Origin of the sequence: Phaeodactylibacter luteus (assembly GCF_007993045.1) — a bacterium.
Lineage (GTDB): Bacteria > Bacteroidota > Bacteroidia > Chitinophagales > Saprospiraceae > Phaeodactylibacter > Phaeodactylibacter luteus.
In genome coordinates this window covers 1-24,358 of sequence record NZ_VOOR01000053.1, presented here as the reverse complement: position 1 = coordinate 24,358, position 24,358 = coordinate 1, and the positions used below count along the sequence as shown (strand labels likewise).

Sequence of the window (24,358 nt, the reverse complement as noted above, 5' to 3'; positions counted from 1 at the left end):
CGCAAAGCGGTGGGCTACCCTTTCTCAAAAGAGAAGGCAAATGCCATTTCCCGGGGCGGCAGGCACATCTCATCGTTGCAAGTCATATACTCTACATAGCCGGTGAGGCTCCGGGTGCCGGGCTTCAAGGTGACTTCCTGAGTGAAAACTACTTTGCGCTTGAATTTTTTGATGTCCATCTGGAACATCTCATCAAAGCCGGAGACCGCTTCGCCTTCTTCCAGTATGCTGCCAAAGCTTTCCAGCCCGCTGTGCTCATCAAAAGCGATGGTCGTGGGGATAGGCCCGCCTTCATCAATTTCCTGGGCGTAGAGGTACCAGCCCGGCTCAATATCGGCAGTGAAGGTAAGCAGGTACACCTGCCCCTCCTGCTGCGCTGCGCTGAACGTCCAAGTGACATAAGAGGGCTGCCCCTGAGCAGGCAGGGCAATGCTTAACAGCAGGAATAGGGCGCAAAGGGTTGGGCGCATAGTGGTCCGTATTTGATGATGAGCCCGAAAATACAACAACCGCCTACATCTTCCCTTTTGAGGCACAGGCAATAATATAAGTTTAACAACCTTGAAAGGGCGGGGCGTGAACCAAATTGTCGCAGGCGTTTACGCTTTCCGGGCTCTAGTGCCTCAAGCCATAAACCCTTGCCACCCCAAGTTTCGTTCTTTTCCGCCTACTCTTCGTTAAAGAACCGCTCCTTTAGCTCGGGCTAAAGTCGCGAACCTTCGCCTTGATTAGCCGGAAAATAACTTCAACTTAAGTATCAGAGATTTATGGCTTAAGGCACTAGGCTGGCATTGGCCTAGCGCTGCGAAGGGGTGTAAGAGCTAGTTAGGGTTTTACACTTCGGGCTGCTCTTGCCGAATTTTGTCCTGCTCTTCGTTGTTCTTCGGTCACGTAGCTAAGGCTATTGGATTCAAGAATGGGGCCCTTTGTCCCATTCTTGAATATATCACGCCTCGATCAGGGCAAAATTTGGCTGCGTTCGCTCCAAAAGTAAAATCCTAACTAGCTCTAAGCCCGTTAGGGCCGAGCGGACAGCGAGCCCCGCAGCATAGCGGCACCTGCCCGTTGGCAGGTGCAGGCCCCTATCCTTGCGGAGGGGGCAGGCTCCATCCAGAAAAACGACAATCTGGTTTGCGCCCAAAGGGCGTCTGCCAGGTCAGGCTGAGAAGAGCAAAGGCTGGAACTGTAGGGCCAGGGCTAGGGCCAGCAGCAGCAGGTGCAGCACTTCCGCTGTTTGCCTTGGCAGGCGGATGAAATTGAGGGAGAGCAGCAGCCCTGCAGGCAAGGTGAGGATGAGCAGGTGCTCCAGCCCTATATCTGCTTGGAAAAATACCGTGAGCGCGCTCAGCAGCAGCCCCCAAAACACAATGCTGATCTTGCGCTGCACATCTATGCTCTGCTTCAGCAGATAACTGCGGTAGCTGACGATCAGCACTAGAATGAGCACGGCCATAATGCCGAGGCTGCGGTAGGCTGCAATGACTGGGGCAGGGCTGAAGTCGAGCCAGGCAAAGCCTGATTTCACCTGCTGAGCGTATTCAGGGTAGCCACCGTCCCAAAACAGCCAAGTGCCAGTAAGGAAAAAAGGGACGAACAAGCCAGCAAGCGCCATGAGCCGCTCCCTGATTTTAAAGGCCCGCAGTATGTTGAGCCCTACAAAACCGACTAAGAGTAGGGCTAAAAATGAAGGGTAGAACAGCGCCCCTGCCCCGGTCCAGAAACCAATATTGAAGATGTCGCCGGCTGCTTCGGTTTTCTTGTAGCTGTTGAATACTTCCCCAAGCACGATCAGGTAGAACGTATTCCCGAGCAGGAGAGGGGAGAGGTAGACGAACTCAGGCAGCAGGCTGGCCAGCAGTACGTAAAAAACCCCGGGGAACAGGCTCACTTCAGCTGCTAGCCGGTTTTCGCTGACAATGATGTTGAGATAAAAGCCTTGCGCGAGCAGTAGCGCCATGGCCAATAGCTGTGCGGGGAGCGTATTGTGCCCTATCCATTCATACAGCCAGGCCGAAAAAGGGCCCGCCCCGTGTGGTGACCCCTCGAAAGGCACCCAAAAAACACTGCTCCGCACCAAGAGGATGTAAAGCCCCAAGAGCAGGCTGGCCATAAGCTGGTTGGTTCTGAAAATGGATAGCACAGGCTAGGTTGATGGTTCGCTCAAAAGTACCGATTATTCGCACATTTTTAAAATGTACAGCTGGGCAAGAGGGGATTACGGTTGCCCGAAAAACCGTAGGGTATGGCTGGCCAACAGTTGGCTGTGCAAAGGGAGCTCCTGCTGCTCGTACGGATGGCTGCCGCCAAAAACATGATCTGCCCCTTCGATCAGCTGCAGTTCGGCATCGTTTTTGGCGCGGTACAGGGCATGGGCCGCTTCTACGGGCACAGCGGGGTCTGCAGTGCCATGCACGATCAGCAGGGGGCGGTTGAACTGTTGCAGGGCCCGACCGACTGAGAACCGCTCTTCGTTGGCTTTGAAATCGCGGTACATCTGGTAATAAATAGGCATGGACTGCCCTGTCCGGCCATTGACTACCTCGTACTGCCCCTGCGCAGCCCATTGCGCTATGAAGCCCTCCCCTTGCCAGGCATAGTCGAGCCGGCTTACGGACGCCCAAAGCGCCAAGCGGCCGATGCGGGCGTCTTCATGGGCAAAAATAGAGGCTATAGCCCCGCCCCGGCTATGCCCGATGAGGTAGATCCGGCTGAGATCGGCTTCGTGCGCAGGCAGCTCTGCCGGGCCATGATGAAGCCAGGCCAGCACCGCCCGCAGGTCGGCAAGCTCTTTGCTGTAGTTGTTTTGCCCAAAAGCATCGAGGTCTGCAAATTCAGCAGGCCGGGCAAGGGTGGTGCCGTTGTGGCTGAAATTGAAAGGCAGGAACACCATGCCCGCACGGGCAAATTGTTGGCCGATCAGGTGCCAGTGCCCCCAGTCTTTAAACCCCTTGAAGCCATGGGCAAAGAGGACGATAGGCTTGCGCTGCCCATCAGGGCGGAAAAAGAGGTCGAGCAGAAAAGGGCGCCCTGCAGCCCCTGTCAACTGTAAATTTTTGGCCTGTAGCATGAGGTCTCTTTGATCGCTGTTGAATGGATACCGAAATAGATGGCCACATCAGTGCGGCAGCGCCACCAAGCGGGCAATCGCGGCTGCCCGCTTTAGTTGAGGGAGAAAGCGGGGCTGCCTGTCGTCGTATTATACGTAGAAAGCTGAGAAACCTCAACCTCCATGAAAGGCGTAAGGGGGAATTGGGCCAGAAACTCCAGTACTTCCATCTCGGAGTTGGCGTTGAACACCGCCCAAGCCCGTGCATCTTCCAGGGAGACAGCGTAGTTGACCAGCACCCCTTCTTGCAAGAACTGATCGACTACCGCCCTTTGTTGCGGCATCAGGTCTACAAAGGCAGAAGTGATTTCATCAGGCAGCCGCAGATCGGCCATATATTGATAAGTAGGCGTTATCATCCCGGTTTTTTACAATGATACTGCTTTTCCCCTCTGCATCACAGCCTAAGCGGTTCAAAATAAGCCACTTTGCGATAAAAATGACATTTGGGCACAAGCACTGCCCAGTGCTCATTCCACAAGCTTGAGGCGCCACGCCAGCACCACGGCCAGCAAGCTCATCCCGATCGCGATATAGCCCGCGTACTGATAATTGGACAGGGAGCCGTCAGGGTTGGCCGTGACGATAAGCCCCGCCATGAAGGAGGCCAGCCCCATGGCCATCTGATTGACGGAGGTCCGCACGCTCATGAAGCTGCCGCGGCTTTCTGGCCTGACCACAGAGGTGACCATGGTCGTCGCCGGTACGTTCCGCCCGCTTGCCACTACGAAAAAGCTGGACGTTGCGCACAAAGCTATAGCCATGGAAGTCGTGTTCAGGTTGGTAATCGCAAAAATGGAGGCCAAAGCGCCCACACTGGCCAGGGTAAAGACACGGGCGTGGCCGAACCGGTCGGCCAGCCGGCCGAAGAAGGGCAGGAGGAAAACGGTCAGGGTGCCGCCTACTGCGTAGATGTAAGTTACCTCGTGGTCGCTGAAGCCAATATTGAGCTGCATATAAGGCGCTATGAAAGGGATGATGGTGAAATGCCCCAGCATCAGGATAGTCGTGAAGAGCAGGGCTGCCCGCTGATTGCTGTCGCGGAAAATATTGCCCATGATTTTGACCGGGTTGCGCTGTATATTGCTGCCCCGCAGGTGGCTGTTGAGCTTAGGCAGGAAAACAGCGATCAAGACTACAAAAATGGCAGCTATTGCGCCTATGGTCAGAAAAGGTGCCCGCCAATTGAACGTGGCTGCGAGGTACAGCCCGGCAGGGACCCCCACCACAGAGGCTGCAGAGAAAGCCGTCATGACAAAACCCATTGCCTGCCCACGGCGCTTTAGCGGGATGGTATCCCCGATAATGGCCAGTACGAGGGCGGAGAGCAGCCCGCCAAATGCCCCCGTAATGCTCCGGGCTGCCAAGAACAAATAATAATTTTCCGTAAGGCCACAGGCAAAGGTCCCCAGCGTGAAGCCCAAGTAGGTGAACAGCAGCGCCTTTTTCCGGTCAAACCGGTCTATGAACATCGCACCGAAAAAACCAACTGCAAATGCGCTCAGTGCGTAGGAAGATACAATGACACTGAACTGTTGTGGGGTGATGTCGAACAGCTGCATGAACTGCTTGCCCAGTGGCATGATGATCATGAAGTCGATGATATGGGTAAACTGCACGACCGCCAGTAAGAAGAGCAATAGCTTTTCGTTTACAGGTGCAGTGGCAGGCATTTCAGGATTTGCAGCAGCAGGTTGGACCATGTCTTGTTCGGGTGTGCGGCCATAGTAGCCGCTAGATTAGCGTTTAAACAATAACCTAACTGGCTGCAGCCGGCAATAGTTGCTCCGCAAGGCAAAAAGATATAGGCTGCTTGGCTCAGAAAGGGAACACCAAAGGGATAAGCAGGCTGGCCAATACCCAAAACAGCAGGTTGAGCCCGGCCCCAGTCCGGAAAAAATCCTTAAAGCGGTAACCGCCGGCACTGTAAACCATGGTATTCGTCTGATAGCCAATGGGGGTCATAAAGCTGGCAGAGGCGGCGATGGTCACGGCCATGAGCAGGGGGGTAGGGCTGACGCCCAGCTGTTCAGCTGCCACAATAGCGATGGGGGCGAGCAGCGCCGCCGTAGCATTATTGGACATCAGCTCCGTGAGCAGCGAAGTGGCAAGGTATAGGCCAGAGACCACCGCCACGGGCCCGAGCGGGCCAAGCCACCCGGTAAGCCCGCCGGCCAGCAGCTGGTCGAGCCCGGTATTGCCCATGGCCTGCCCCAAGCTCAGTGCGCCGGCCAGGAGGAACACGATTTTCCAGTTGATGGCATCGTACACTTCCTTCATGCTCAGGCACCGGGCAAGCACCAAAGCGAGCACCCCTACAATGGTCCCGACCATGATGGGCAGGAAGCCGAGCGAAGCCGTTATCAATACAAAACCAATGACGCCCATGACCAGCATGAACTGCCCGCGGTTGAAATCAGATAAGCTGTCTTCTGAAAGCACCACAAAAGGGGCATCCTGAGCCACTTCCATCTGTTTGAGCGTAGAGATGTAGTGCTGTTTGACCTCCGCCAGGATGACATCCCCGGGCACTAGGGGCACACTGTATAGGTGGTCATGCAGCACTTCATTGCGGTGGCGGATAGCGAGGGGTATGGCCCGGTAAGTCCGCCGGAAGTCGAGGCTTTTCAAGGTGTGGTTGGAAAAAGCTGAGCCAGCAGTGACGACGAGCTCCACCAAGCTGGTATTTTTCTCGCCCAGGAAGTTGTCGCCTACCCTGAGGGTGTTGTCGTCCACTACCTTGACCCGCTCCTTTAGGGCTTTTACCTTGTGGACATCACAGCGTACCTTGAGCAGGTCGCCTGCCTGAAGCGAAAAGTCGCCCGGCGGGAGGGTGAAGCGCTGCCCCTGCCGCATCACTTCAATGATGTCCATTTCCAGCTCTTTGACCAGGTTGGAGTCCATGATCCGCTGCCCGTCAAGCTCGGTGCCCGGCATGAGCTCCAGCTCGGTCAGGTAGTCCCGCAGCCCAAACTGCTCCTTCAGGTCGTCGCGCGTTTTGCGGTCGGGCAAAATACGGATGCCGATCAAGAGCATAAACAGCATGCCGGCGGCGAGCATGGGCAGCCCGACAGCGCTCAGCTGGAACATTCCGAAAGCGGGCAGCCCGTGCTGTTCTGCTATCCCGCTCACCAAGATGTTGGTGGAAGTGCCGATGAGGGTGCACATCCCGCCCATAATGGAGGCATAAGACAAGGGGATAAGCATTTTGCTGGGCGCCTGCCCAGAGGCATAAGCGATCTGCACCACTACCGGGATGAATACGGCTACGACAGGGGTATTGTTGATGAATGCAGAGATGAGGGCGATCAGGAGCATCATCAGCACAATGCCCAGCCTGTAGTTGCGCCGGAAAACAGCAGAGAGCTGATGGGCAACCGACTGCAGGGCACCTGTCTTCAGCAGCGCGGCGCTCAGCACAAACATAAAGGCCACAGTGATGGTCGCAGGGTTGCTGAAACCTTGCACCCCCTGCTCCGGCGATATGACCCCGCTCACGACAAGCAAGGCCATGATCAGCATAGCAACGAGGTCTACAGACAAAGCCTCTGTGGCAAAGAGCACAAGGGCAAGCAGGATGGCGGCCAGTGTGATGAGAGCGCCTACAGTCATAAGTGGCAAACGTTGGGCAGGGGCAGCGCTACCGTCTCCCCGCTGTGTTGATAATGTGCCCGTGGGCAAAGGGCAAAGATATACCCCTTCCGGAAAGCAGGAAGGGCAAGGGCGCGCTTTCTCGCATCGGCGCTTTGCTGTTTGGCCCCGACAGGCAGCCACCTGCAAAGTTAATAATCATACTCGATTAGTAGGGTTTTGGCTGATAGCCTCTACGCTTTAGCTCATACTTTGGGGCCTACCCCTGCCGCAGGCAGGGGTCGCTATGCTGCGGGGCTCGCTATCCGCTCGGCCCTATCGGGCTTCCCACCCCTCCGCAGCGCTAGTCCTTTGCCAATAGAATGCCCATACAAGCCTGCGGTATGCTGCCCCAATTTGTGATTTATGGGTTGACAAATGCTGACTGAAGGCCAATAGCAGCATCGGCATGGCCAACCGCTGCCACAAAAGCAGCACCGCTGAGCGCTGAGTTGAACTAAGCGCTATTTGGGCCCGTTTTCATCAGGTACCTTAGGAGTGCAGTGCGCTGTCAGCCTTTGGGTGTCCTCATAAAGGGGGGCTCGCCTGCCTCAGCCGTTGGGCTGCACGCCTACAATACCAAAATAGATGAATGCTTTTTTCAAGTGGCTCCTCATTTTGCCTATCCGTTTTTACCAAACAGCTATCTCTCCCTTGCTGGGGCCCAAGTGCCGTTTCCAGCCTACCTGCTCCCATTATATGGTCGGCGCTATACAAGAATGGGGGCCGCTGAAGGGCGTTTGGCTGGGCCTCAAGCGCATTTTCAAATGCCACCCCTGGGGGCCCCACGGTTATGACCCTGTCCCGGAAAACCCCAAGAAAAAGAAACGCCAGGTAGGCCCCTAAGGCTGGCTTGGCAGGTAAAGCGCCGATGCGTACCTTGCACTTGATGAAAGCGCAGTCACTTTTTTAAACCAAGCAAACTTATGTTAAGAAGACCAAGGCGCAACCGCCGGAATCAGGCCATCCGTCACTTATCACAGGAGACACATCTGCAGCCGCACCACTTGGTGCAGCCGGTCTTCCTCACGGAAGGCAACGGCGTGCGAGAAGAAATCCCCTCCCTGCCAGGCACTTACCGCCTCTCTTTAGACGAGGCCTTGGCCGAAATCGGGCAATGCTTGCAAATGGGGATCGAGTCTTTCATCCTCTTCCCCAAAATACCAGCTCACCGCAAGGACAAGCGGGGCACCTTCAGCTACAGCCCAGACAATTTTTACCTGCAGGCCGCTACGATCATTAAGGGGGAATACCCTCAGGCCTGCCTGATCAGCGATGTTGCCCTCGACCCCTACAGCATTGATGGGCACGACGGCATTGTCCACAGTGGGAAAGTACTGAACGATGAGACCTTGCACGTCCTCCAAAAAATGGGCGTAGCACAGGCGGAAGCCGGGTTTGACATCCTCGGCCCTTCCGATATGATGGATGGCAGGGTAGAAGCTCTGAGAGTAGCCCTGGACGAAGCAGGCTTCGCCGATACCGGCATCATGTCTTATACCGCTAAGTACGCAAGTGCCTTTTACGGCCCTTTCCGCGATGCCCTCGATAGCGCCCCTGTGGAAGGAGAAGACATCCCCGCTGACAAGAAGACGTACCAAATGAACCCTGCCAACCGGAGAGAAGCTCTGATCGAAGGGGAGCTCGATACCATGGAGGGGGCTGACTTCCTCATGGTGAAACCTGCTTTGCACTACATGGATGTCATTGCCCTGATGAAGCAGCACTTTGAGCTACCTATCGCGGCCTACCACGTGAGCGGGGAGTGTGCCATGCTCATTGCTGCCTGCCGCAATGGCTGGCTGGATTATGAAAAAGCGATGCCGGAAACCTTGTTAAGCCTCCACCGGGCTGGCGCAGATGTGATCATCACTTACTTCGCGAAAGACTATGCTGCCATGTACCAAAAGGGCAGGCTGTCGTAGAGGGCGCAGAAAGTTGGCCGTTGGTGCCTGGCTGAAAGCCGGGCACCAACCTAAGCGATGAAGCCTCAAACTTTCGACAGATCTGCGGGGAAAGCGCTGATCCCGAGCTCTGCTTTTACCCGTTCGTTGAGCTGTTTTGCTTCATCAAAGCGTGCAAAAGCGCCTATCGCTACTTTGTATACCGTCCGGCCGTTCAGCTCCATGATACGCACAATGACCGGCTGCCGGAACATACGCTCCAATTTTTCGGCCTGCACAAGGACGTTGCTGTAGTCGCCAAATACACCTACCTGCACGCCCCACCCTTGGGCCAGCTGAGCTTTTACGCTAAAGCGGAAAAGCCCCTGCCCATTTGAGCTTATACCCCCCGCAGGTGCTGCCGCTGATGGCTGCGCTGGCCCGGAAGAGGGGGCGCCGACGGTGGCAGCAGGCACTGTAGGCGCAGCAGCCCGGTCTTTCCGCCTGAGCGCTTCGGCCACTGCCCGGTCTGCATTCACCCTTCCGTAGCCATACTTGAGCGAGCGCCCGTTCGTGTATTCGGAGGGGGAGCCAATTTTGTCTGCTGTAGACCGTAGGATCTCCTTGACCTCCCTCGCTGTGAGGTCGGGGTTGGCAGAAAGCATTAGCGCACAGATGCCCGCCACTAAGGGTGTGGAGCTTGAGGTGCCCCCGAAGTGTTTGTAGTGAGGCCCCCGGTCGCGCCCGTCCCGGTAATATTTGTACACGCCCGATTCCCAAGTGATGCCAGGGTCCCACGAAGCCCGTGCAGCAAGTATGGGCCAATCGCCATTGGAAGGGGCGCAGATATCGAGCTCCCGGCCCCGGTTAGAATAGCTCGCATGGGTATCCTTGCTTGTCGTAGCGCCCACAGCGATCACATCCGGATGGGCAGCATAGAAGTTGAGGTAGTCCAAGTCATCGTTGCCTGCAGCAAAGAGGATAATGGCGCCTTTGCCGCCCCGCCCTTCCCGGGCTGCACGGGCAATAGCAGCTTCCTTGATAGGCCCCAGGCTGAATTTGGGGTCGGTAGTGCCCCAGCTGCAGCTGATGATGTCTGCGCCGTTCTTCACGCAGTAGTCGAACATCTGCTCAGTGGCCCGGTTGCTGAAGGAAGTGCCGTTGACCGGCATAAAGCGGGCATTGGGCGCTGCGCCTACAATGCCCCGGCCATTGGATATGGCAAGCGCAACGCTGGCACAGGGGGTGCCGTGCGTAAACCGTGCATCCCCCTGCGACATATTGGAGGATTGTGTCCATAAGTCGAAGGGGCGGAAGACTTTAGTGCGCAGGTCAGGGTGGCTCAAGTCGAAGCCGTTATCGATAATTGCGATATTGATGCGGTCGGAGCCCATGCCATTGAGGCGGCGCCAGGCATCAAAAATTTTGGCGTCCGCCCCTTGCCGCAGGCGGTAGTTGGCACCGGGGATGTAGCCTGCATTGCGCAAATGCCACTGTTGGGGCACGAGCTCGTCGGCAGGGTCTTGGTATTCGTACTCATCAAGCAGGGTGTCGAGGTCGGGCTCTGCCACTTTGACCAGCGAGCTCTGCTGCAGCAGGTGAGCGACCTTCAAGGGGTTGGGCGAACCTGCCGTGACCCTTGCGATCAGGCGGGTGGGGGTACGCCGTTCAACGAGCTCTAGCTTGAACTCCTCCAGCGCAATTTGCTGTTCCGCTGGTTCTGTGCCGGCTGCAAAGGTGATATAGAGCTCGCCAGTAGCGACCAAGGGCTTGTCGCTGCCTTCTGCATAGTAGACGTGGGTGCCCACCTCCACTTCCTGCCGCTCCCTGACTTCATCGAGCTGTTGGTCGATATCCTTTCCTTCCTCCTTGCTCAGCTTGACGATATTGAAGCCGCCAAGGTTTTGCAGCAGCTCCTCTTGCACAAAAGGGGCGTCAGCGGCAGCTTTGTCTGTTTGTGTGCGCAGGCCGACCAACGACTTGCTCTTTTTTAGGGAAAGCTCGTTTTTGCCGTTACGGATTTTCAGGTTGCTCATAAGTTGATTTTCCGGATCGTTTAAAGATTAGGGCTGGCCCGTTTTCTTGGGTTTGCCCCGATAAGAGGGGCAGTAGCTGTGTTGACAACGTTGGGGGGCAGCCTTGTAGTGTGCCCGCCCGGCTTAGCAATATAACGAATCTGTCGTTGCCGGCATCTTTAAGCAGCGCTTCAATAGCCAATTGTGCCTAAAAAACATCTGTGCCTATGGTTGCCCAAAGTGGTGCCGAGGGGGGCTTGGATGAGCTATGCCCTTTTAGCTGTGCAGCCGAAGTGGCAGCAAAGGCCGGCGCCTGCGGCAGGATAGGCATAGGGGGGGCAGAGGACGCTAGCCGGGGCTGCCATTTTGGGGAGGGGCAATAAAAAAGCGCTGTGGGTTGGGCACAGCGCTTTTTAAAGCACAGCTGCTAGAGAGCTGAACGTTTTTTGAACAGGCCGTTAAGCCCGGCGTTCCTTGTGCGCTTCTGCGTACATTTTTTGCAGCTTCTTGCGCGCGAAGAAAATCCGGCTCTTGATGGTGCCAAGAGGGGAGCCAAGCTGTTCGGCAATCTCGTCGTATTTGTAACCTTGATACGCCATCATGAAGGGGCGGCAGAAATCTTCCGGCAAAGAGTTGACCATAGTCATGAGCTCCTTGTAAGCTACGTTGTTCTCTCCGTCGTTTTCCACTACTTTATCCCCAGAGTTCAGGTAGTAATTGTTTGGCGTTTGATCGATGATCATATTGCGGCGCACCTTCTTGCGGTAGTTGTTGATGAAGATGTTGCGCATAATGGTCACCGCCCATGCCTTGAAATTAGTGCCCTGACGGTATTTATCTGCATTAGTGATAATACGGACTGCAGTATCCTGGTACAGGTCTTCCGCATCGACGGGGTTGCCGGTCAGCTTCAGGGAGAAAGCCCGAAGTGAACCGCTGATGCCGTCAAGCTGTTCTTGAATCTGATTTTGCACTGTATATGTCATAGTCGGTGATTGATATTTGAAGAAACAGGCGATGTAATTATTATTTACAAATCTACAGTTTGAACATCAATTTTGCAAAAATAATTTCCCTTTGAGCAGCCAAAACCTTTTATGTGTTCGGGTTTTGACAGTATAGTGGCATTTTAGGTGCTAATTGTTAAAAATCTTAACAAGGTTAAACCTTGCTCACCCTGATTTGTAAATAAAGAAAAGGAATTTTATCGGGAGTTGCACGATTATTAGACGAAGCAGCTTCCCTTGGCCACTATGCATCATTTGAACGGGCTAACGTTTGGGCCAGGTGCCGGGCCTGAATTTAAAGGACCATCTGTTTATGAGTTTGATCACGAAACAAGAGAAACAGGACATCTTCCTGCATCAGAACATCCGGTTTTTGCGCAAGCAGCTTAAACTGAGTCAGGAAGAGCTCGGCGGTCGTATTGGGCTCAACCGGGGGAATATTGCTTCCTACGAAAATGGCTCTGCAGAACCGAAAATCTGCAACCTGCTCAAGCTGTCCAACCTTTTTGGCGTATCCATTATCGACTTGACCCAGAAGGACCTTAGCGAAAGTGAGAACCTACATGCCTCGGCACAAAACTTTCAGGAGCTTTCCTCCAACGAGCTCGAGCTGATGGAGCAGTTTGAAGCCCGGGCAGCCGAGCTGCAGCAGGTGATAAAGAGCATACATACTTGCTTTGAGTATAAGGCACGCGCCACCGCAGCTGAGGTGAAAGGCGACAAGCCCTATCAAATGGCTTGTATGAAGTTCGAAGAGCTCTTCGAAGCATCCTCTGAGCTGCTCGAGCACCACCGTTCGCTGATCGACTTTGTGGCCTGCAAGTTCAAAAAGCCTTCCGCTCCGGAAAGCTAGCGCAGTGGCCCGTTTTTTTTGTAGCCGTATATTTTATCAGGCAGGGGCTCAGCCCCCCTATCTGCTTTGTGCTGTCACCGGACTAGCGCTGCGAAGGGGTGTAAGCCCGGCAGGGCCGAGCGAAGAGCGAGCCCCGTAGCATAGCGGCCCCATGCCGATAGGCAGGGGGAGGCCCCCTCACATTGTGCAGGGGCAGGCCTAAAAAACGGCAACCTGGCTGGCGGCCCAGTAGTACAATGAAATAACAGACAATGCCTTCCTGTGCGGGCAGCGCAGCGATAAATTCCGGACTGGGCAGCTTATAATTCAATCCCCACCTTGAATTTCTTTCAAAGACTGCTTATCTTTGGTTTGCATTACTACAATGGCTCTGCCCGAACAACGTGAGCCATGCTAAAGCCCTTTAGCATTTCCGGGAAACCCGGCTAACGATACAACAAGCTCCTTTTACGCACTGAGAAAACTGCGGCCCTCCGCAAACAATAACCCGAACACAGCATCATTCACGTACGTTGATGATGAAATGCCTTGCTCGCTTAATTTTTAACCCGATAAGCAGGTGCAGGCAAACAAGAGAGCTACACACATACGCACATGCGTAATTGTGTACGAGTGTTTTTGAAACTTTTTTCAACAAAACTCCGTACCAAACTATGCACACAAAAACTACCCCCCCAAAGGAGTATGCCTCCTTTGTTGTCAAGCGCCAGAAACCGATTAATCCCATGAAAAACTACCTGCTCCTTGCAGTGAGTTTGCTAGCTGGGTTCAACCTGCAAGCAAGCCCTGCAGACCCTATCCCGTTCATTTCCGGAGAACTTGCCGATGTACAGCGCCGGGCTGCTCAAGAAGGTAAGCTGTACTTCCTGACCTTCATGGCCGAAGAGGTGGCTACCTGCGAGTGGATGGATCACTACACCTTTAATGACGTACCCCTCGTACAATACATCAGAAGCGAGTATTTGGCTGCAAAGATTGATGTAAGCCAGCCAAATGGTATGCAGCTACAGTACAAATATGAGGTGACACAGCTTCCGACCATATTGGTTTTTTCTTCTTCGGGGCAATTGCTGGGCCGCCACAAAGGCACAGTGCCTGCCCACGAGCTGCTGAGCGCCTTGAAAGAGTACAATACTGCTGCGAACCAAAAAGCAAAAGCTTTTGCCCCTTCTGTGCCTGTACGGACGGTCTCCTACGTGCTCCCTAGCCCTAAAGCGGTGGTCAAGATACGCCGCCCCCGGCTAGTACCTAATCAGGCTGCGCGCCCGCAACGGGTTGCTGCTCGCCCGCAGGCTTATTCCCCGCCTGTTGCTACTGCCCGTGAGGAGGTCGCAGCATTGCTTCCCCCGGCGTATCAAACGGCATCGCAGGCAGCGGAGGAACAGGCCGTTTCCCGCTCTACGGCCCCCTATTATACCGTTCAGGTAGGGACATTCTCTTCTTATGATAATGCAGTTGCAGCCAAAATGCAGCTCGAACGGCAGAGCACTGAGAAAGGGACGGTCGTTGCCTTCAAAAACAAACAAGGGCAGGTGTACTATCGCTTGTGTTCCGGTGAGTTCCAGTACAAGGCGCAAGCTGCTGCCCATCAGGCCCAAGTGCGCAATATTTATAAGGACGCCTTTATCAATATAATGGGCAAATAACAGTACCGCTCCAAACAAGCGCTAAGCATACAAAATGAGGTATGGAAGGGCTATAGCTTGCACAAGGTTATAGCCCTTTTGGCGTGTACAGCTCAGATGGGGATTGTTCAAAAGACTGGCTTTCCTTACCTTCACCCACAAGCCCTTTCAAAACGAAAACCATTCAACTTATGGCGCGCTCACTGCTGATCACCAATATCGGGCACCTGTTAATGGCGGAAGGAATCCCTGGCGACAGGGCCGCTGGCAGGCAGCTTTCCCAGCTCCCCTTGCAAGAAAACGCATGGCTCCTCGCAGAGGGAGGCCTGGTAAAGGCAACAGGGGAAATGTCGGCCTGCCCCAGCCGTGCTACGGAAGTAGTGGATGCAAACGGGGGGATGGTGCTGCCTACTTGGTGCGACTCCCACACTCACTTGGTTTTTGCACAAAGCCGGGAGCATGAGTTTGTAGACCGTATCAAAGGGCTAAGTTATGAAGAGATCGCGCGCCGGGGCGGCGGGATATTGAACTCTGCGGGCAAGCTGCAGGCTGCCTCAGAAGCCAGCCTTTTCAAGGCAGCTTGGGAGCGGTTGGAGGAGGTCATTGGCTATGGTACCGGCGCGGTCGAGATCAAAAGCGGCTATGGGCTAAGCGTAGAGGCTGAGCTGAAGATGCTGCGCGTGATACGGGCCCTCGCAGAACAATCGCCTATTCCTATAAAAGCTACCTTCTTGGGGGCGCACGCCCTGCCGCTGCCCTACCGTGACAACCGGGAGGCATATGTGCGTTTGGTCATCGATGAAATGCTGCCGCTAATAGCAGGAGAGGGGCTGGCTGATTACATCGACGTTTTCTGTGAAAAGGGTTTTTACAGTGTGGATGAAACGGTCAGGATTATTGAGGCGGGGGCCAAATATGGGCTCAAAGCAAAAGTACATACCAATCAGTTCAACAGCTTAGGCTGCATTGAAGCCTGTGTGGACCGGGGGGCCGTTTCTGTAGATCACCTGGAGGTGGTGACAGATGCAGAGGTGGAATATTTGAAAACCGGCAATACCATCCCAACCCTTTTGCCGAGCGCGCCCTTCTTTATAGGCGGCCACTATCAGCCTGCCCGCCGTATGATAGATGCCGGGCTGCCTGTAGCCTTGGCGTCCGATTACAACCCGGGCTCTACGCCTTCTGGCAAAATGCAGTTTGTGCTGTCCCTGGCCTGCCTAAAGTGCGGTATGCTGCCCGGCGAAGCCATACAGGCTGCTACTATCAACGGTGCAAGTGCTATGGAATTGGGCCAAGAGCTTGGCTCACTTGTTCCTGGCAAACGGGCAAGCTTTATACTGACACCCTCTGTGCCTGGGCCGGAATACCTGCCCTATGCTTTTGGCAGCGACTTGGTTCAGCGCGTTTACATTGATGGCCAGCTCAAAGTAGACAAAAGGTGGGCCATGGCTTGAGGCAGTTAGCGCTGCCGTCGCCCATCAACGCTGAGTGCAATACCCCAAGGAGGGCTACAGTGGCCCAGGAAACTATAAATTTTTAGCTGCTGATGAGAGAAATATGTTGCTTGTTGCTATTGGCCATCGCCTCCTTTTACGCTGCCGCTCAAGCGGGGTACCCCTACCGTTTCGAAAAAGGCATAACACTCACGGATGAACGCTATTTTCAGGGCTTGATCTTGGAGGAAGATACAGCCCAGATCAAACTGCGCTCCATTGGCATCAGGAGAGATGTCGCCATACCCAGGTCATTGATCCGGGAAGTCCGGGATATCCGCCCTTGGGCCCCTTCTACAGGTGCCTACACCAATATGCTGTCTCCAGTGAACGGGCTCAACCTTAACAAAGGAGAACTTTACTACCAAAACGTGATGGTGGGCGTCAATACCTTTGCTTATGGCCTTACCGACCGCCTGTCGGTCACTGCGGGCTTCGAGCTCATATCCACTTTGCTTGTTGTAGATCAGGGGCCTACATTCGCAATTAGCCCTAAGTATACGGTGCCATTGATTGAAGATGAGCTATACCTTGGGGCAGGAGCGTTCTTGATGCGGCTGCCCGGCTATGATGGTTTCTTCACACATAGCTTTGCGTTTGCCAGCCTCACGCATGGCAACCGCTACAGCAACATCACGGCCGGGCTGAGCTATATGTACAAAGAGGGCGAGTTTTTCCCCTCGCCCATTTTCATGCTGTCTGGGCATAAGCGGACTTCTGAGCGTTTTGCCATACATGGCGAGCTTTGGCTTGGGCCGATCGTAGAAGGAGCCTCCTTTTTGCCTGGGGTTCAGTTTTTCGGGCACCGGCTCGATTTTGCTGCCAGCCTGCTCATCAGTTACTTAGATGAAGTACCCTTTGTGTTGCCCATACCCCTGATCAAGCTCGGGGTCAAGTTTCCGGAATGACCCCTATCCATGTTGCTGCAAGAGCTGGCCGAGCTCCTGCTTGACGAAAGCCCCCAGCTCGCTGACATAAGCTCTGGAAAAATCGAAAGCGATGCCCGCCGCCTCGTATATTTCACGGATGTTGCGGGTATAGCCGAGCTTCAGGGCGCTGAGGTAGGCTTCTATAGCCTCGTCGGGCTGTTCCCGGAAGCGTTTCCAAATGGCAATTGCGCCAAGCTGGGCCATGCCATACTCAATGTAATAAAAGGGGACTTCAAAGATGTGCAGTTGCTTGTGCCAGAGGTGCCCCTGATACTCCTCCAGCCCTTCATGGTCAATGGTGGGAGAATTGAAGTCTTTCATAATCTGCATCCAAGCTGCCTTGCGCTCCGCTCGGCTGTGGGCAGGATGGGTGTAAACCCAATGCTGGAACTTATCAATTGTTGCGATCCAGGGCAGTACTTTAAGGACGTACTCCAGCTGCACAATCTTTGCACGGCGCAGCTCTTCGGGGTCAGGGAAGAAGATGTCCCAGTGCTCCATCGTCAGCAGCTCCATGGTCATTGCGGCCAGCTCTGCCACTTCAGAAGGGACCCGTTTTGCGGTCTTAAGTTTGTATTGGCTTGTCAGCCGGCTGTGGATAGCGTGCCCAGCTTCATGCATCAGGGTGCGCATATCGCTGAGCGAGTTGGTCGCGTTCATGAAGATAAACGGGATGCCGGTCAGGTGGAGGGGCATATTGTAGCCCCCAGGCCTTTTCCCTTTGCGTGATTCGAGGTCTAGGTGGCCCAGCTCGCTCATGATCTCAAGGGTCTGCCCAAATTCAGGATGTAGGCGGTATAAGCAGCGGGTCGATTTTTCTACAAGGTCGGGGATGTCCTCAAAAGGCCGCAGCGGCTGATCGCCGGTGGGGTCTACGAAGAGGTCCCAAGGGCGCAGCTTTTCAAAACCGAGGTGGCCCAGCCTAAACTGATTGAACTCATCCACGATGGGGACTATCTCTGAGCGTATGGCATGGTGGAAATCATCACAGCTTTCTACGCTGTAGTCAAAGCGGCCCATTGCGCGGAACTTATAGTCCCGGAAGTTGTCAAAGCCCGCGTTCAGGGCCATCTCGTGGCGCATTTTGACGAGGTGGTCAAAAAGGCCCTCCAGTGGTTCCGTTTCTGCCAGCAGGCGCTCATGGATTTTGTGGTAGACGGCTTCTCGATACGCCCGGTCGGGCTCTTCGAGCAAGGAGGAGGCCTTCTGCAAGGTCATCTGCTTGCCGTCCACCCCGATGGTCATTTCCGAGAAGATCTTGACATACTCCTTAGACTTCAGCTGTATGTTGGTCCCCAGAGCGATATTGTCCTCTTTGAAAAGCTCGACCGCGTTGTGCACGCTGCGCAGGAAGATGTGGTATTGATCGGGGGGCAGCTGCCCGGAAAATGGGCAATGGACCAGCTTTTCGTTGAGCTGGTGCTCGTAAGAAGTGATTTTTGGGGCGAGCTCCTGAACAGCATATTGGTAAAGGGCTTCCGCCTTCTCATCCGAGCTGTCAACGGTCACTTTGATGTAGCGCCAGGAGAAGGCCTCGCTGACGACTGCGTCAAGCTCGCTTTTGTCTTTTACCCACTGCTCGAGCTCTCGCAGGGAACTGATCGGGCGGTGCAGCAATTCGTGAAAATAAGGTTTAAGTTTAGACCAGGTGGTGACTTTAAACTCCTTAGGCACAAATGCTCTTTCGTGTTCTTGCAAAACGGTGGCCGTCTTGGTCATGAGCGTTATGATTTGCGGGCTGCGCAAGAGGCAGCGCCAAACGGACATTATTCAACGGAGCGGCAAGGGGCCCTGGGCGGGCTCCTTGCCGCACATTTATACTTTAATTCAGGTGGGCTTTTGGTGCAATACCCCGAAAAACCGGAGGTTGGTTGCAACTCTTCACCTGCTTGTACGCAATGCGCTGTCTTTTGTTACCGTTGGCCGAGGGAAATTGCCGCTTACTCCTCTTCGTCGCCCGCTTCCTCGTCGAGCACGCCGCTCTCCTGCAGATACGTGAACCACTTGATGACTTTTTTGATGTCACCATTAAAAACGCGGTCCCGGTCATAGTTGGGGAGCACATCGGCAAAATACTCATGCAGGTCTTCAGCTTTTGAAGAGGCAGCAGGCGGCGGGTTGTCAGCCAGCTGATCTTTCATTTGCTGGAACACCTTCGTGAGCTCCGTTGACTCTCCGTCGTCGGTATAAATAGCGATGGAAGCCAAAGGGGTAAATTGGTGCTTTCGAGAAGATGCGAAACGGCGCTTTCCCGTTTTAACATCTTCAATAATCAGGCCGTTGCTACGGTTGGCAGCCATACGGTAAATGCCGGACAGGCCACTGACAGCAATTAGTTGTTCAAGATTCATACAGTTGTCTCACCTTTTTGATGTAAGGGGGGCAAAGTTAGTAACAAAATGGAGGATATACCCATCTTAAGTGGCAGCTAAATTTTAACGCCACCTCAACGGGCTTGTGCAACTGTAGGGGGAAGTATCAACGGGATAGGAAATCCCAGAGGGGTAGGATACAAAATTATGCAATATTACGCGCAGTGCCAATTTTTGGGTGCCCTTATTCTTCCTGTTCTGCGTTGAGCTTGCGCAATTGGCTGGGCAGCAGGCTTACTTTTCCCCGGCTCAGCTTCTCCAAGCCTATGGCAGTAAGGATATACAGCTCCGTTATCCCTGGCACAGGGATGAAGAAGAGGCTGAAGAACGGGAGGAAGCGCGGCAAGTCCTTTAATTGAGCCATTGCAGCTTGTATCTCTTCTTCAGAAGGGAGGCGGCTCGGGTCGGCTTTGGGGGAAAGGCGGTGGCTCAGCAGCTTGCCAAAGGTAGCTGCCATATCCCGGGTTTCCACTGCTTCCATACGCGCAGCCCTGCCCAGTTTGGCCATGTTCTCGGCTATGGCCTGCCAGGCGAGCTGCAGCCCTGCCGATTTTGCTTTCCGGAAATGAAGGCGCTCGCCGTATTGGAATAAAAAAATGCCCAAGCTGGCTTTGCTGCTCAGCAGGTCCTCCGCCGTCAGGCCGAGCCGGAAGGCCAGCCGCCGCAGGAAGGTATCTTCTTGAAGGTCGATCTCCCGGTCTGCATATACTGCGAGCAGAGCGATGTCTAAAAGGTGGCGGCGCGCTTCCCAATTGAGCGCTTGTGGGATTTGGATATCCTCCAGGGCTACGCCCCATTTGAAGAGGTTGCCTACGGAGGCTTTCTCTGATTTGCTGAGCAGGCGGGAAGCTGCGTTGAATTGCCGGGCAAGGGACTGCTCGGCCCGCGCTATCTTCCAGTCGGCATGAATAGCAGCGGCAATGATCTTGAAGCTGAGCACCTTTAGCATCTTTTTTTGCTGCAGCAGCTCCTCAAACCAGGCTTCCGGGATTTCCCCCTCGCATTCGCTGGCATATTCATAATATTGTAAAAAGCCCTGCAGGTCCCAAAACAGGTGGGTGTTAATGCCGCTCCGGCGGAAATCCATCAGGCGCTTTTTGTACTGTACGCGCTGAAAGAGGATGTCCTCTACAAAATTGGACTGCTCTTGGAAAACCGTTTGGTGGAGGTGGCGGTAGTACGCCCGCAACAGGCGGCCGGCCTGCGCTACCATTCGCTGATAAGCCTCGCCCGAAGGGGCGCCTTCTTGGAGGTAAACCGCATAAAGCATCGTGTCCAGCAGAACGAACTTGGCCCGGCTGCTTACCGACAGCTGCCCAAAGGCTCCTGAAGGGTCTTTGAATGGATAGGCTACCGGGAAACCGAAAGCCATGCCAGATTGCTGTAGGCACAGGTACAAAGGATGCTGATACCCCTCGAAAGGCGAGGGGAGGGTTGCCATCAGCTCTTCGGGCAGTTCACCGCCCGCTAAGGGGGCCAAGGGGTGCTGCTGACGGTAAGCAAGGTATTGTTCGAGCCAGCTTTTGGCTTTAAAGTCAGGCGTCGGTGTGGGCATTTTCTTTGATAGGTTAAGGGGGCAATTAGCGCAAAAAATGGGAACCTTTATACTTTTTTCGGCCAGTACAGATGATCACGGTACTCAGGACGCCCCCTGATTGGGCGCAAACCAGATTGTTGTTCGGGTGGGGCCTGCCCCTGCCTAACAGCAGGCGCCGCTATGCTCCGGGGCTCGCTGTCCGCTCGGCCCTATCGGGCTTGCCACCCCTCCGCAGCGCTAGGCCGGTGCCATCAGGAAGCCAAAATGCCCTAGGCTTTGGCTTCCGCCCTCTTAAATTTGCTGTTGGCAGCCCTCTGCCAACTCGCATATTATCTTAAATTGAGCCATGAATTACGATATTCTGCCCAAAATAGAGCTTCACCTACACCTTGACTGCTCGGTAAGTTACGCGGTGGCTTCTGCGCTCAGCCCCGCGCTCACCCCACATGAATTCCGGGAGGAGTTTATTGCCCCCGCCCGCTGCCAAAACCTTGCCGATTATTTGTCAAGGGCGGTGCGTGGCTTTGAGCTCATGCAGTCGGCCCGCGCTTTAGAATGGGTTGCCGAAGATTTGTTGGGGCAGCTCCGAAAGGATAAAGTCATTTATGCGGAGGTCCGGTTTGCCCCATTGCTTCACACCCGGGGAGGGCTCAGCCCGGAAGCAGTGGTAGAGGCAGTGCTAGGGGCTTTCCAGAAGGCAGCAGGCCCGGCAGCCCAGCTCATCCTGTGCACGCTCCGCCGCTTTTCTGGCCAAGAGAGCATGGCGACTGCCCGCCTGGCACAGCGTTACCTGGGGCAGGGGGTGTGCGGGTTTGATATTGCCGGGGACGAAGCCGGGCACCCGCTCGCCCCACACTTGCCCGCTTTCCGTTGGGCGGCAGAGCATGGCGTGCCCGCTACCGCTCATGCCGGTGAAGCCTGTGGAGCTGAAAGTGTGGCCGAAACCCTCTCAGAGGCTAGGGTGCAGCGCTTAGGGCATGGGGTAAGGATTGTAGAGGGCCCCGCCGTTCTGGCAGGAGCATTGGAAAGCGGCATACACTTCGAAGTCTGCCCGACCAGCAACTTGCAAACCGGCGTTTTCCCAAACCTCAAGGCCCACAGTATGCAGGAGCTGTACCGCAAAGGGGCTTCCATAAGCATCAATACAGATGGGCGTACGCTCTCCAATGTCACCCTGGCCGATGAATACCGGAAAGTAGAGGCTGCTTTTGGGTGGGGAAGGGAAGAGCTGCTGCAGTGCAACTTGGCTGCCGCAGAGGCCTCATTCCTGCCAGAAAACCGCCGGCAGGCCCTAAAGCTAGCTTTGGCCCAGGGGTGGGCCAACGGTTGAGCAAAGAAATCCTACAGTTGGGCAGGGATATCCTACGGTTCGCAGTTTATTGCTGGCAAAAGTGCCTCAGGGCAGGCACTTTTGGGGCAATAAAACGCACCATTAGATTATGAGACTGAAATTACCCATTATTGCATTACTAGCCCTTTTGAGCTTAGGGGGCCTGATCCATCCTTTGGCTGCACAGCCGGTACAAACCCTGAAAGGCAGCGTTGTCGATCAGCAATCTGAAATCCCCATCATTGGGGCAACTGTCGAGCTGCTAGGTGGGGCGGAGGCCACAGGGGGAGTAACGGACTTGGACGGGAGGTTCCAGATGGAGGGCGTGCCCGTGGGGCGGCACAGCGTCCGCATCTCCTACCTGGGCTACGAAACAGTAACCGTGCCCAATATCTTGGTCACAGCAGGCAAGCAGGCCGTGCTGAATGTCAGCCTGCAAGAGTCCGTATTGCAGATGGATGAGGTGGTGGTCACGGCCAAAGTAGGGAAAGGCCAGCCACAAAACGAGATGGCCACCATCAGTGTACGCTCCTTCAACCCGGAAGAGGTCAACCGCTTTTCCGGAGGGCGAAACGATGTCGCCCGCCTGGCTGGCAGCTTTGCTGGGGTAGCCGTAGCTGATGACAGCCGCAATGACATCGTCATCCGGGGCAATTCGCCTACAGGGGTCCTTTGGCGGCTCAATGGCATCCCCATCCCCAACCCCAATCACTTTGCTACCCTGGGGACAACCGGCGGGCCAGTCTCTGCCCTCAATCCCAACTTGCTCAAAACGTCCGATTTCTTGACTTCTGCGTTCCCTGCAGAGTATGGCAATGCCCTCGGCGGTGTCTTTGACCTGGGCTTCCGCCCGGGCAACCGTGATGAGCACGAGTTTATGTTCCAGCTGGCCGCTTTCAGCGGGCTAGAGGCTATGGCGGAAGGGCCGTTAAATGATCAGCACAAAGGCGCTTACCTGGTGAGCTACCGGCATTCCTTTGTAGAAGTAGCTGACTATTTCGGGATACCGGTAGGGACGAATGCCACGCCCAATTACCGAGACCTCTCCTTCAACCTGGATTTTGGCAACGGCAAAGCTGGCAAGTTCACACTTTTCGGGATTGGCGCAATGAGCAATATCGATTTCCTGGGCAATGAGATTGATGAAACCGACCTGTTCGCCAACCCTGACGAAGATGCTTATGCTACCTCTCAAATGGGCATAGCGGGGCTGAGGCACAACCTTATTGTGGGAGAAAACGCTTACTTGCGCACCGTGGCTTCTGTATCCACAGCCCGCTCGGGTTATGAACAGGATAATTATCTGGCTGAAGAAGGGCAGAAAATACGGGTTACAGAGGTAGCGGATGTGACGAATACCTTCTCCTTGTCTTCTTTTCTGAACAAGAAGTTCAACCGCCGGCTGACGGCACGTATGGGCCTACTCGCTGAGCACTATCAGTTGGATACCCAAGTGGACGACCGCGAGGGGCGCCCCGATCTCGATGGGGACGGTGCACCGGACTGGTTCCGGGTCCGGGATTTCGATGGCGGCATGACGCTGCTGCAGGCTTATGCACAAGGGGTCTATCGTTTTACCGATGAGCTGTCTTTGCAGGCCGGCTTGCATGGGCAGTGGCTCATCTACAACAATACCCGCGCTTTGGAGCCCCGCTTGGCCATCAATTGGCAATTGCACCCTCGCCACCGGCTCAACCTGGGGTATGGGCTCCACCACCAAATGCAGCCGCTGCCTGTCTTTTTCTTTACAGAGAATGACCCTCAGACTGGCGCATTGCTCCGCTCCAACGAAAACCTGGACTTCACGCAGAGCAGCCATTGGGTGCTAGGCTACGATTGGAATGTAGCCCCAAGCTGGAAAGCCCGGGCCGAAGTATACTACCAAGCTATAGCAGATGTGCCGGTACAGCCTTTTCCAAGCTCGTTTTCTATGTTAAATGCCGGTGCCGACTTTGTCTTCCCTGAGGCTGGCCGCTTGGTCAATGAGGGGGCAGGGGCCAATTACGGGCTTGAGCTTACGGTAGAAAAGTTCTTTAGCCAAGGTTATTATGGCTTGCTCACCGCCTCCTTCTTTGATTCCAAATACGAGGGCAGTGACAAGGTAAGGCGGAATACTGCTTTCAATAATGGCTATGTTGTGAATTTCCTGGCTGGCAAGGAGTTTAAAATTGGGAAGGACAAGCGCAATGCGCTAACCTTCGATATGCGTGCTTCCAGGGCGGGAGGCCGGTACTATACCCCGGTAGACCTTGCGGCAAGCCAAGAGGCGGGTGAAGAAGTCTTGGACGAGGCTAAGGCATTCAGCGAACGCTACGACCCTTACTTCCGCCTAGACCTAAAGTTTGGCTACCAGCTCAATAGCAAAAATAAGCGGTTGTCCCAGCAGTTTTTCATCGACTTGCAGAACATCACCGCGCATGAAAATATCTTCGATTTGCGCTACAACCCTCAGACCCAGCAAATCAACAAAGTGCTGCAGTCTGGCTTCTTCCCAGATATCATGTACCGGCTGCAGTTTTAGGCCGCCAAAAAGGGAGGGCAGCCGGGGGGCGTGAACCAAACTGTCGCAGGTATTGAT

At 54.7% G+C, this 24,358-nt stretch carries 19 protein-coding genes; 8 read left to right on the top strand and 11 right to left on the bottom strand.

Going from position 1 to position 24,358, the window contains the following annotated elements; genetic code table 11:
- Positions 1-14 precede the first annotated feature (14 nt).
- The 6 genes from FRY97_RS18480 to FRY97_RS18455 all read right to left on the bottom strand — a co-directional run bounded on the left by FRY97_RS18480 (position 15) and on the right by FRY97_RS18455 (position 6,718).
- Entirely contained in the window at positions 15-470 is a 456-nt protein-coding gene (locus FRY97_RS18480) for a protein-disulfide reductase DsbD domain-containing protein (RefSeq protein ID WP_147169053.1), read from the bottom strand.
- Positions 471-1,156: 686 nt separating this feature from the next.
- Positions 1,157-2,110 carry a hypothetical protein gene (locus tag FRY97_RS18475; RefSeq protein ID WP_147169052.1) on the bottom strand — a complete coding sequence of 318 codons (954 nt, stop codon included), beginning with the start codon at positions 2,108-2,110 and terminating at the stop codon, positions 1,157-1,159.
- 105 nt (positions 2,111-2,215) lie between these two features.
- A complete protein-coding gene (locus FRY97_RS18470; RefSeq protein WP_147169051.1) occupies positions 2,216-3,067 on the bottom strand; it encodes an alpha/beta hydrolase family protein in 852 nt (283 codons plus the stop codon).
- A gap of 92 nt (positions 3,068-3,159) precedes the next feature.
- Positions 3,160-3,465: a muconolactone Delta-isomerase family protein gene (locus FRY97_RS18465; RefSeq protein WP_147169050.1), complete on the bottom strand. Its 306-nt coding sequence runs from the start codon at positions 3,463-3,465 to the stop codon at positions 3,160-3,162.
- Between the two features lie 111 nt (positions 3,466-3,576).
- Positions 3,577-4,809: an MFS transporter gene (locus FRY97_RS18460; protein WP_246141825.1), complete on the bottom strand. Its 1,233-nt coding sequence runs from the start codon at positions 4,807-4,809 to the stop codon at positions 3,577-3,579.
- A gap of 115 nt (positions 4,810-4,924) precedes the next feature.
- Positions 4,925-6,718 (bottom strand): SLC13 family permease, encoded by a 1,794-nt coding sequence (locus FRY97_RS18455; protein WP_147169049.1) that lies wholly within the window; start codon positions 6,716-6,718, stop codon positions 4,925-4,927.
- 606 nt (positions 6,719-7,324) lie between these two features.
- On the opposite strand from FRY97_RS18455, the gene yidD reads away from it, so the two are divergent.
- Positions 7,325-7,582, top strand: a complete 258-nt coding sequence (yidD, locus tag FRY97_RS18450; RefSeq protein WP_147169048.1) for a membrane protein insertion efficiency factor YidD — start codon at positions 7,325-7,327, stop codon at positions 7,580-7,582.
- 80 nt (positions 7,583-7,662) lie between these two features.
- The gene (hemB, locus tag FRY97_RS18445) at positions 7,663-8,661 is read left to right on the top strand and encodes a porphobilinogen synthase (protein ID WP_147169047.1); all 999 of its coding nucleotides are present in this window, start codon (positions 7,663-7,665) and stop codon (positions 8,659-8,661) included.
- 65 nt (positions 8,662-8,726) lie between these two features.
- On the opposite strand, the gene FRY97_RS18440 is transcribed toward hemB, so the two are convergent.
- Positions 8,727-10,655 carry a S8 family serine peptidase gene (locus FRY97_RS18440; protein WP_147169046.1) on the bottom strand — a complete coding sequence of 643 codons (1,929 nt, stop codon included), beginning with the start codon at positions 10,653-10,655 and terminating at the stop codon, positions 8,727-8,729.
- 437 nt (positions 10,656-11,092) lie between these two features.
- Positions 11,093-11,620 carry an RNA polymerase sigma factor gene (locus FRY97_RS18435; protein WP_147169045.1) on the bottom strand — a complete coding sequence of 176 codons (528 nt, stop codon included), beginning with the start codon at positions 11,618-11,620 and terminating at the stop codon, positions 11,093-11,095.
- 334 nt (positions 11,621-11,954) lie between these two features.
- On the opposite strand from FRY97_RS18435, the gene FRY97_RS18430 reads away from it, so the two are divergent.
- The 4 genes from FRY97_RS18430 (at position 11,955) to FRY97_RS18415 (ending at position 16,520) form a co-directional block, all read left to right on the top strand.
- The gene (locus FRY97_RS18430) at positions 11,955-12,494 is read left to right on the top strand and encodes a helix-turn-helix domain-containing protein (protein ID WP_147169044.1); all 540 of its coding nucleotides are present in this window, start codon (positions 11,955-11,957) and stop codon (positions 12,492-12,494) included.
- A gap of 725 nt (positions 12,495-13,219) precedes the next feature.
- On the top strand, positions 13,220-14,140 hold the full coding sequence (locus FRY97_RS18425; protein ID WP_170254740.1) for an SPOR domain-containing protein: 921 nt from the start codon (positions 13,220-13,222) through the stop codon (positions 14,138-14,140).
- A gap of 170 nt (positions 14,141-14,310) precedes the next feature.
- The gene (hutI, locus tag FRY97_RS18420; protein ID WP_147169042.1) at positions 14,311-15,573 is read left to right on the top strand and encodes an imidazolonepropionase; all 1,263 of its coding nucleotides are present in this window, start codon (positions 14,311-14,313) and stop codon (positions 15,571-15,573) included.
- 92 nt (positions 15,574-15,665) lie between these two features.
- The gene (locus tag FRY97_RS18415; RefSeq protein WP_147169041.1) at positions 15,666-16,520 is read left to right on the top strand and encodes a hypothetical protein; all 855 of its coding nucleotides are present in this window, start codon (positions 15,666-15,668) and stop codon (positions 16,518-16,520) included.
- Between the two features lie 3 nt (positions 16,521-16,523).
- Here FRY97_RS18415 and FRY97_RS18410 read toward each other — a convergent pair whose 3' ends face one another.
- The 3 genes from FRY97_RS18410 to FRY97_RS18400 all read right to left on the bottom strand — a co-directional run bounded on the left by FRY97_RS18410 (position 16,524) and on the right by FRY97_RS18400 (position 20,468).
- Complete coding sequence (locus tag FRY97_RS18410; protein WP_147169040.1) at positions 16,524-18,260, bottom strand: M3 family oligoendopeptidase; 1,737 nt, start codon at positions 18,258-18,260, stop codon at positions 16,524-16,526.
- A gap of 221 nt (positions 18,261-18,481) precedes the next feature.
- Complete coding sequence (locus tag FRY97_RS18405) at positions 18,482-18,892, bottom strand: DUF5606 family protein (RefSeq protein ID WP_147169039.1); 411 nt, start codon at positions 18,890-18,892, stop codon at positions 18,482-18,484.
- A gap of 205 nt (positions 18,893-19,097) precedes the next feature.
- On the bottom strand, positions 19,098-20,468 hold the full coding sequence (locus FRY97_RS18400) for a tellurite resistance TerB family protein (RefSeq protein WP_147169038.1): 1,371 nt from the start codon (positions 20,466-20,468) through the stop codon (positions 19,098-19,100).
- A gap of 328 nt (positions 20,469-20,796) precedes the next feature.
- Between FRY97_RS18400 and add the strand changes: the two genes are divergently transcribed.
- Positions 20,797-21,780: an adenosine deaminase gene (gene add / locus FRY97_RS18395; protein ID WP_147169037.1), complete on the top strand. Its 984-nt coding sequence runs from the start codon at positions 20,797-20,799 to the stop codon at positions 21,778-21,780.
- 109 nt (positions 21,781-21,889) lie between these two features.
- Positions 21,890-24,301, top strand: coding sequence for a TonB-dependent receptor (locus FRY97_RS18390; protein WP_147169036.1), 2,412 nt, complete (start codon positions 21,890-21,892; stop codon positions 24,299-24,301).
- Positions 24,302-24,358 lie beyond the last annotated feature (57 nt).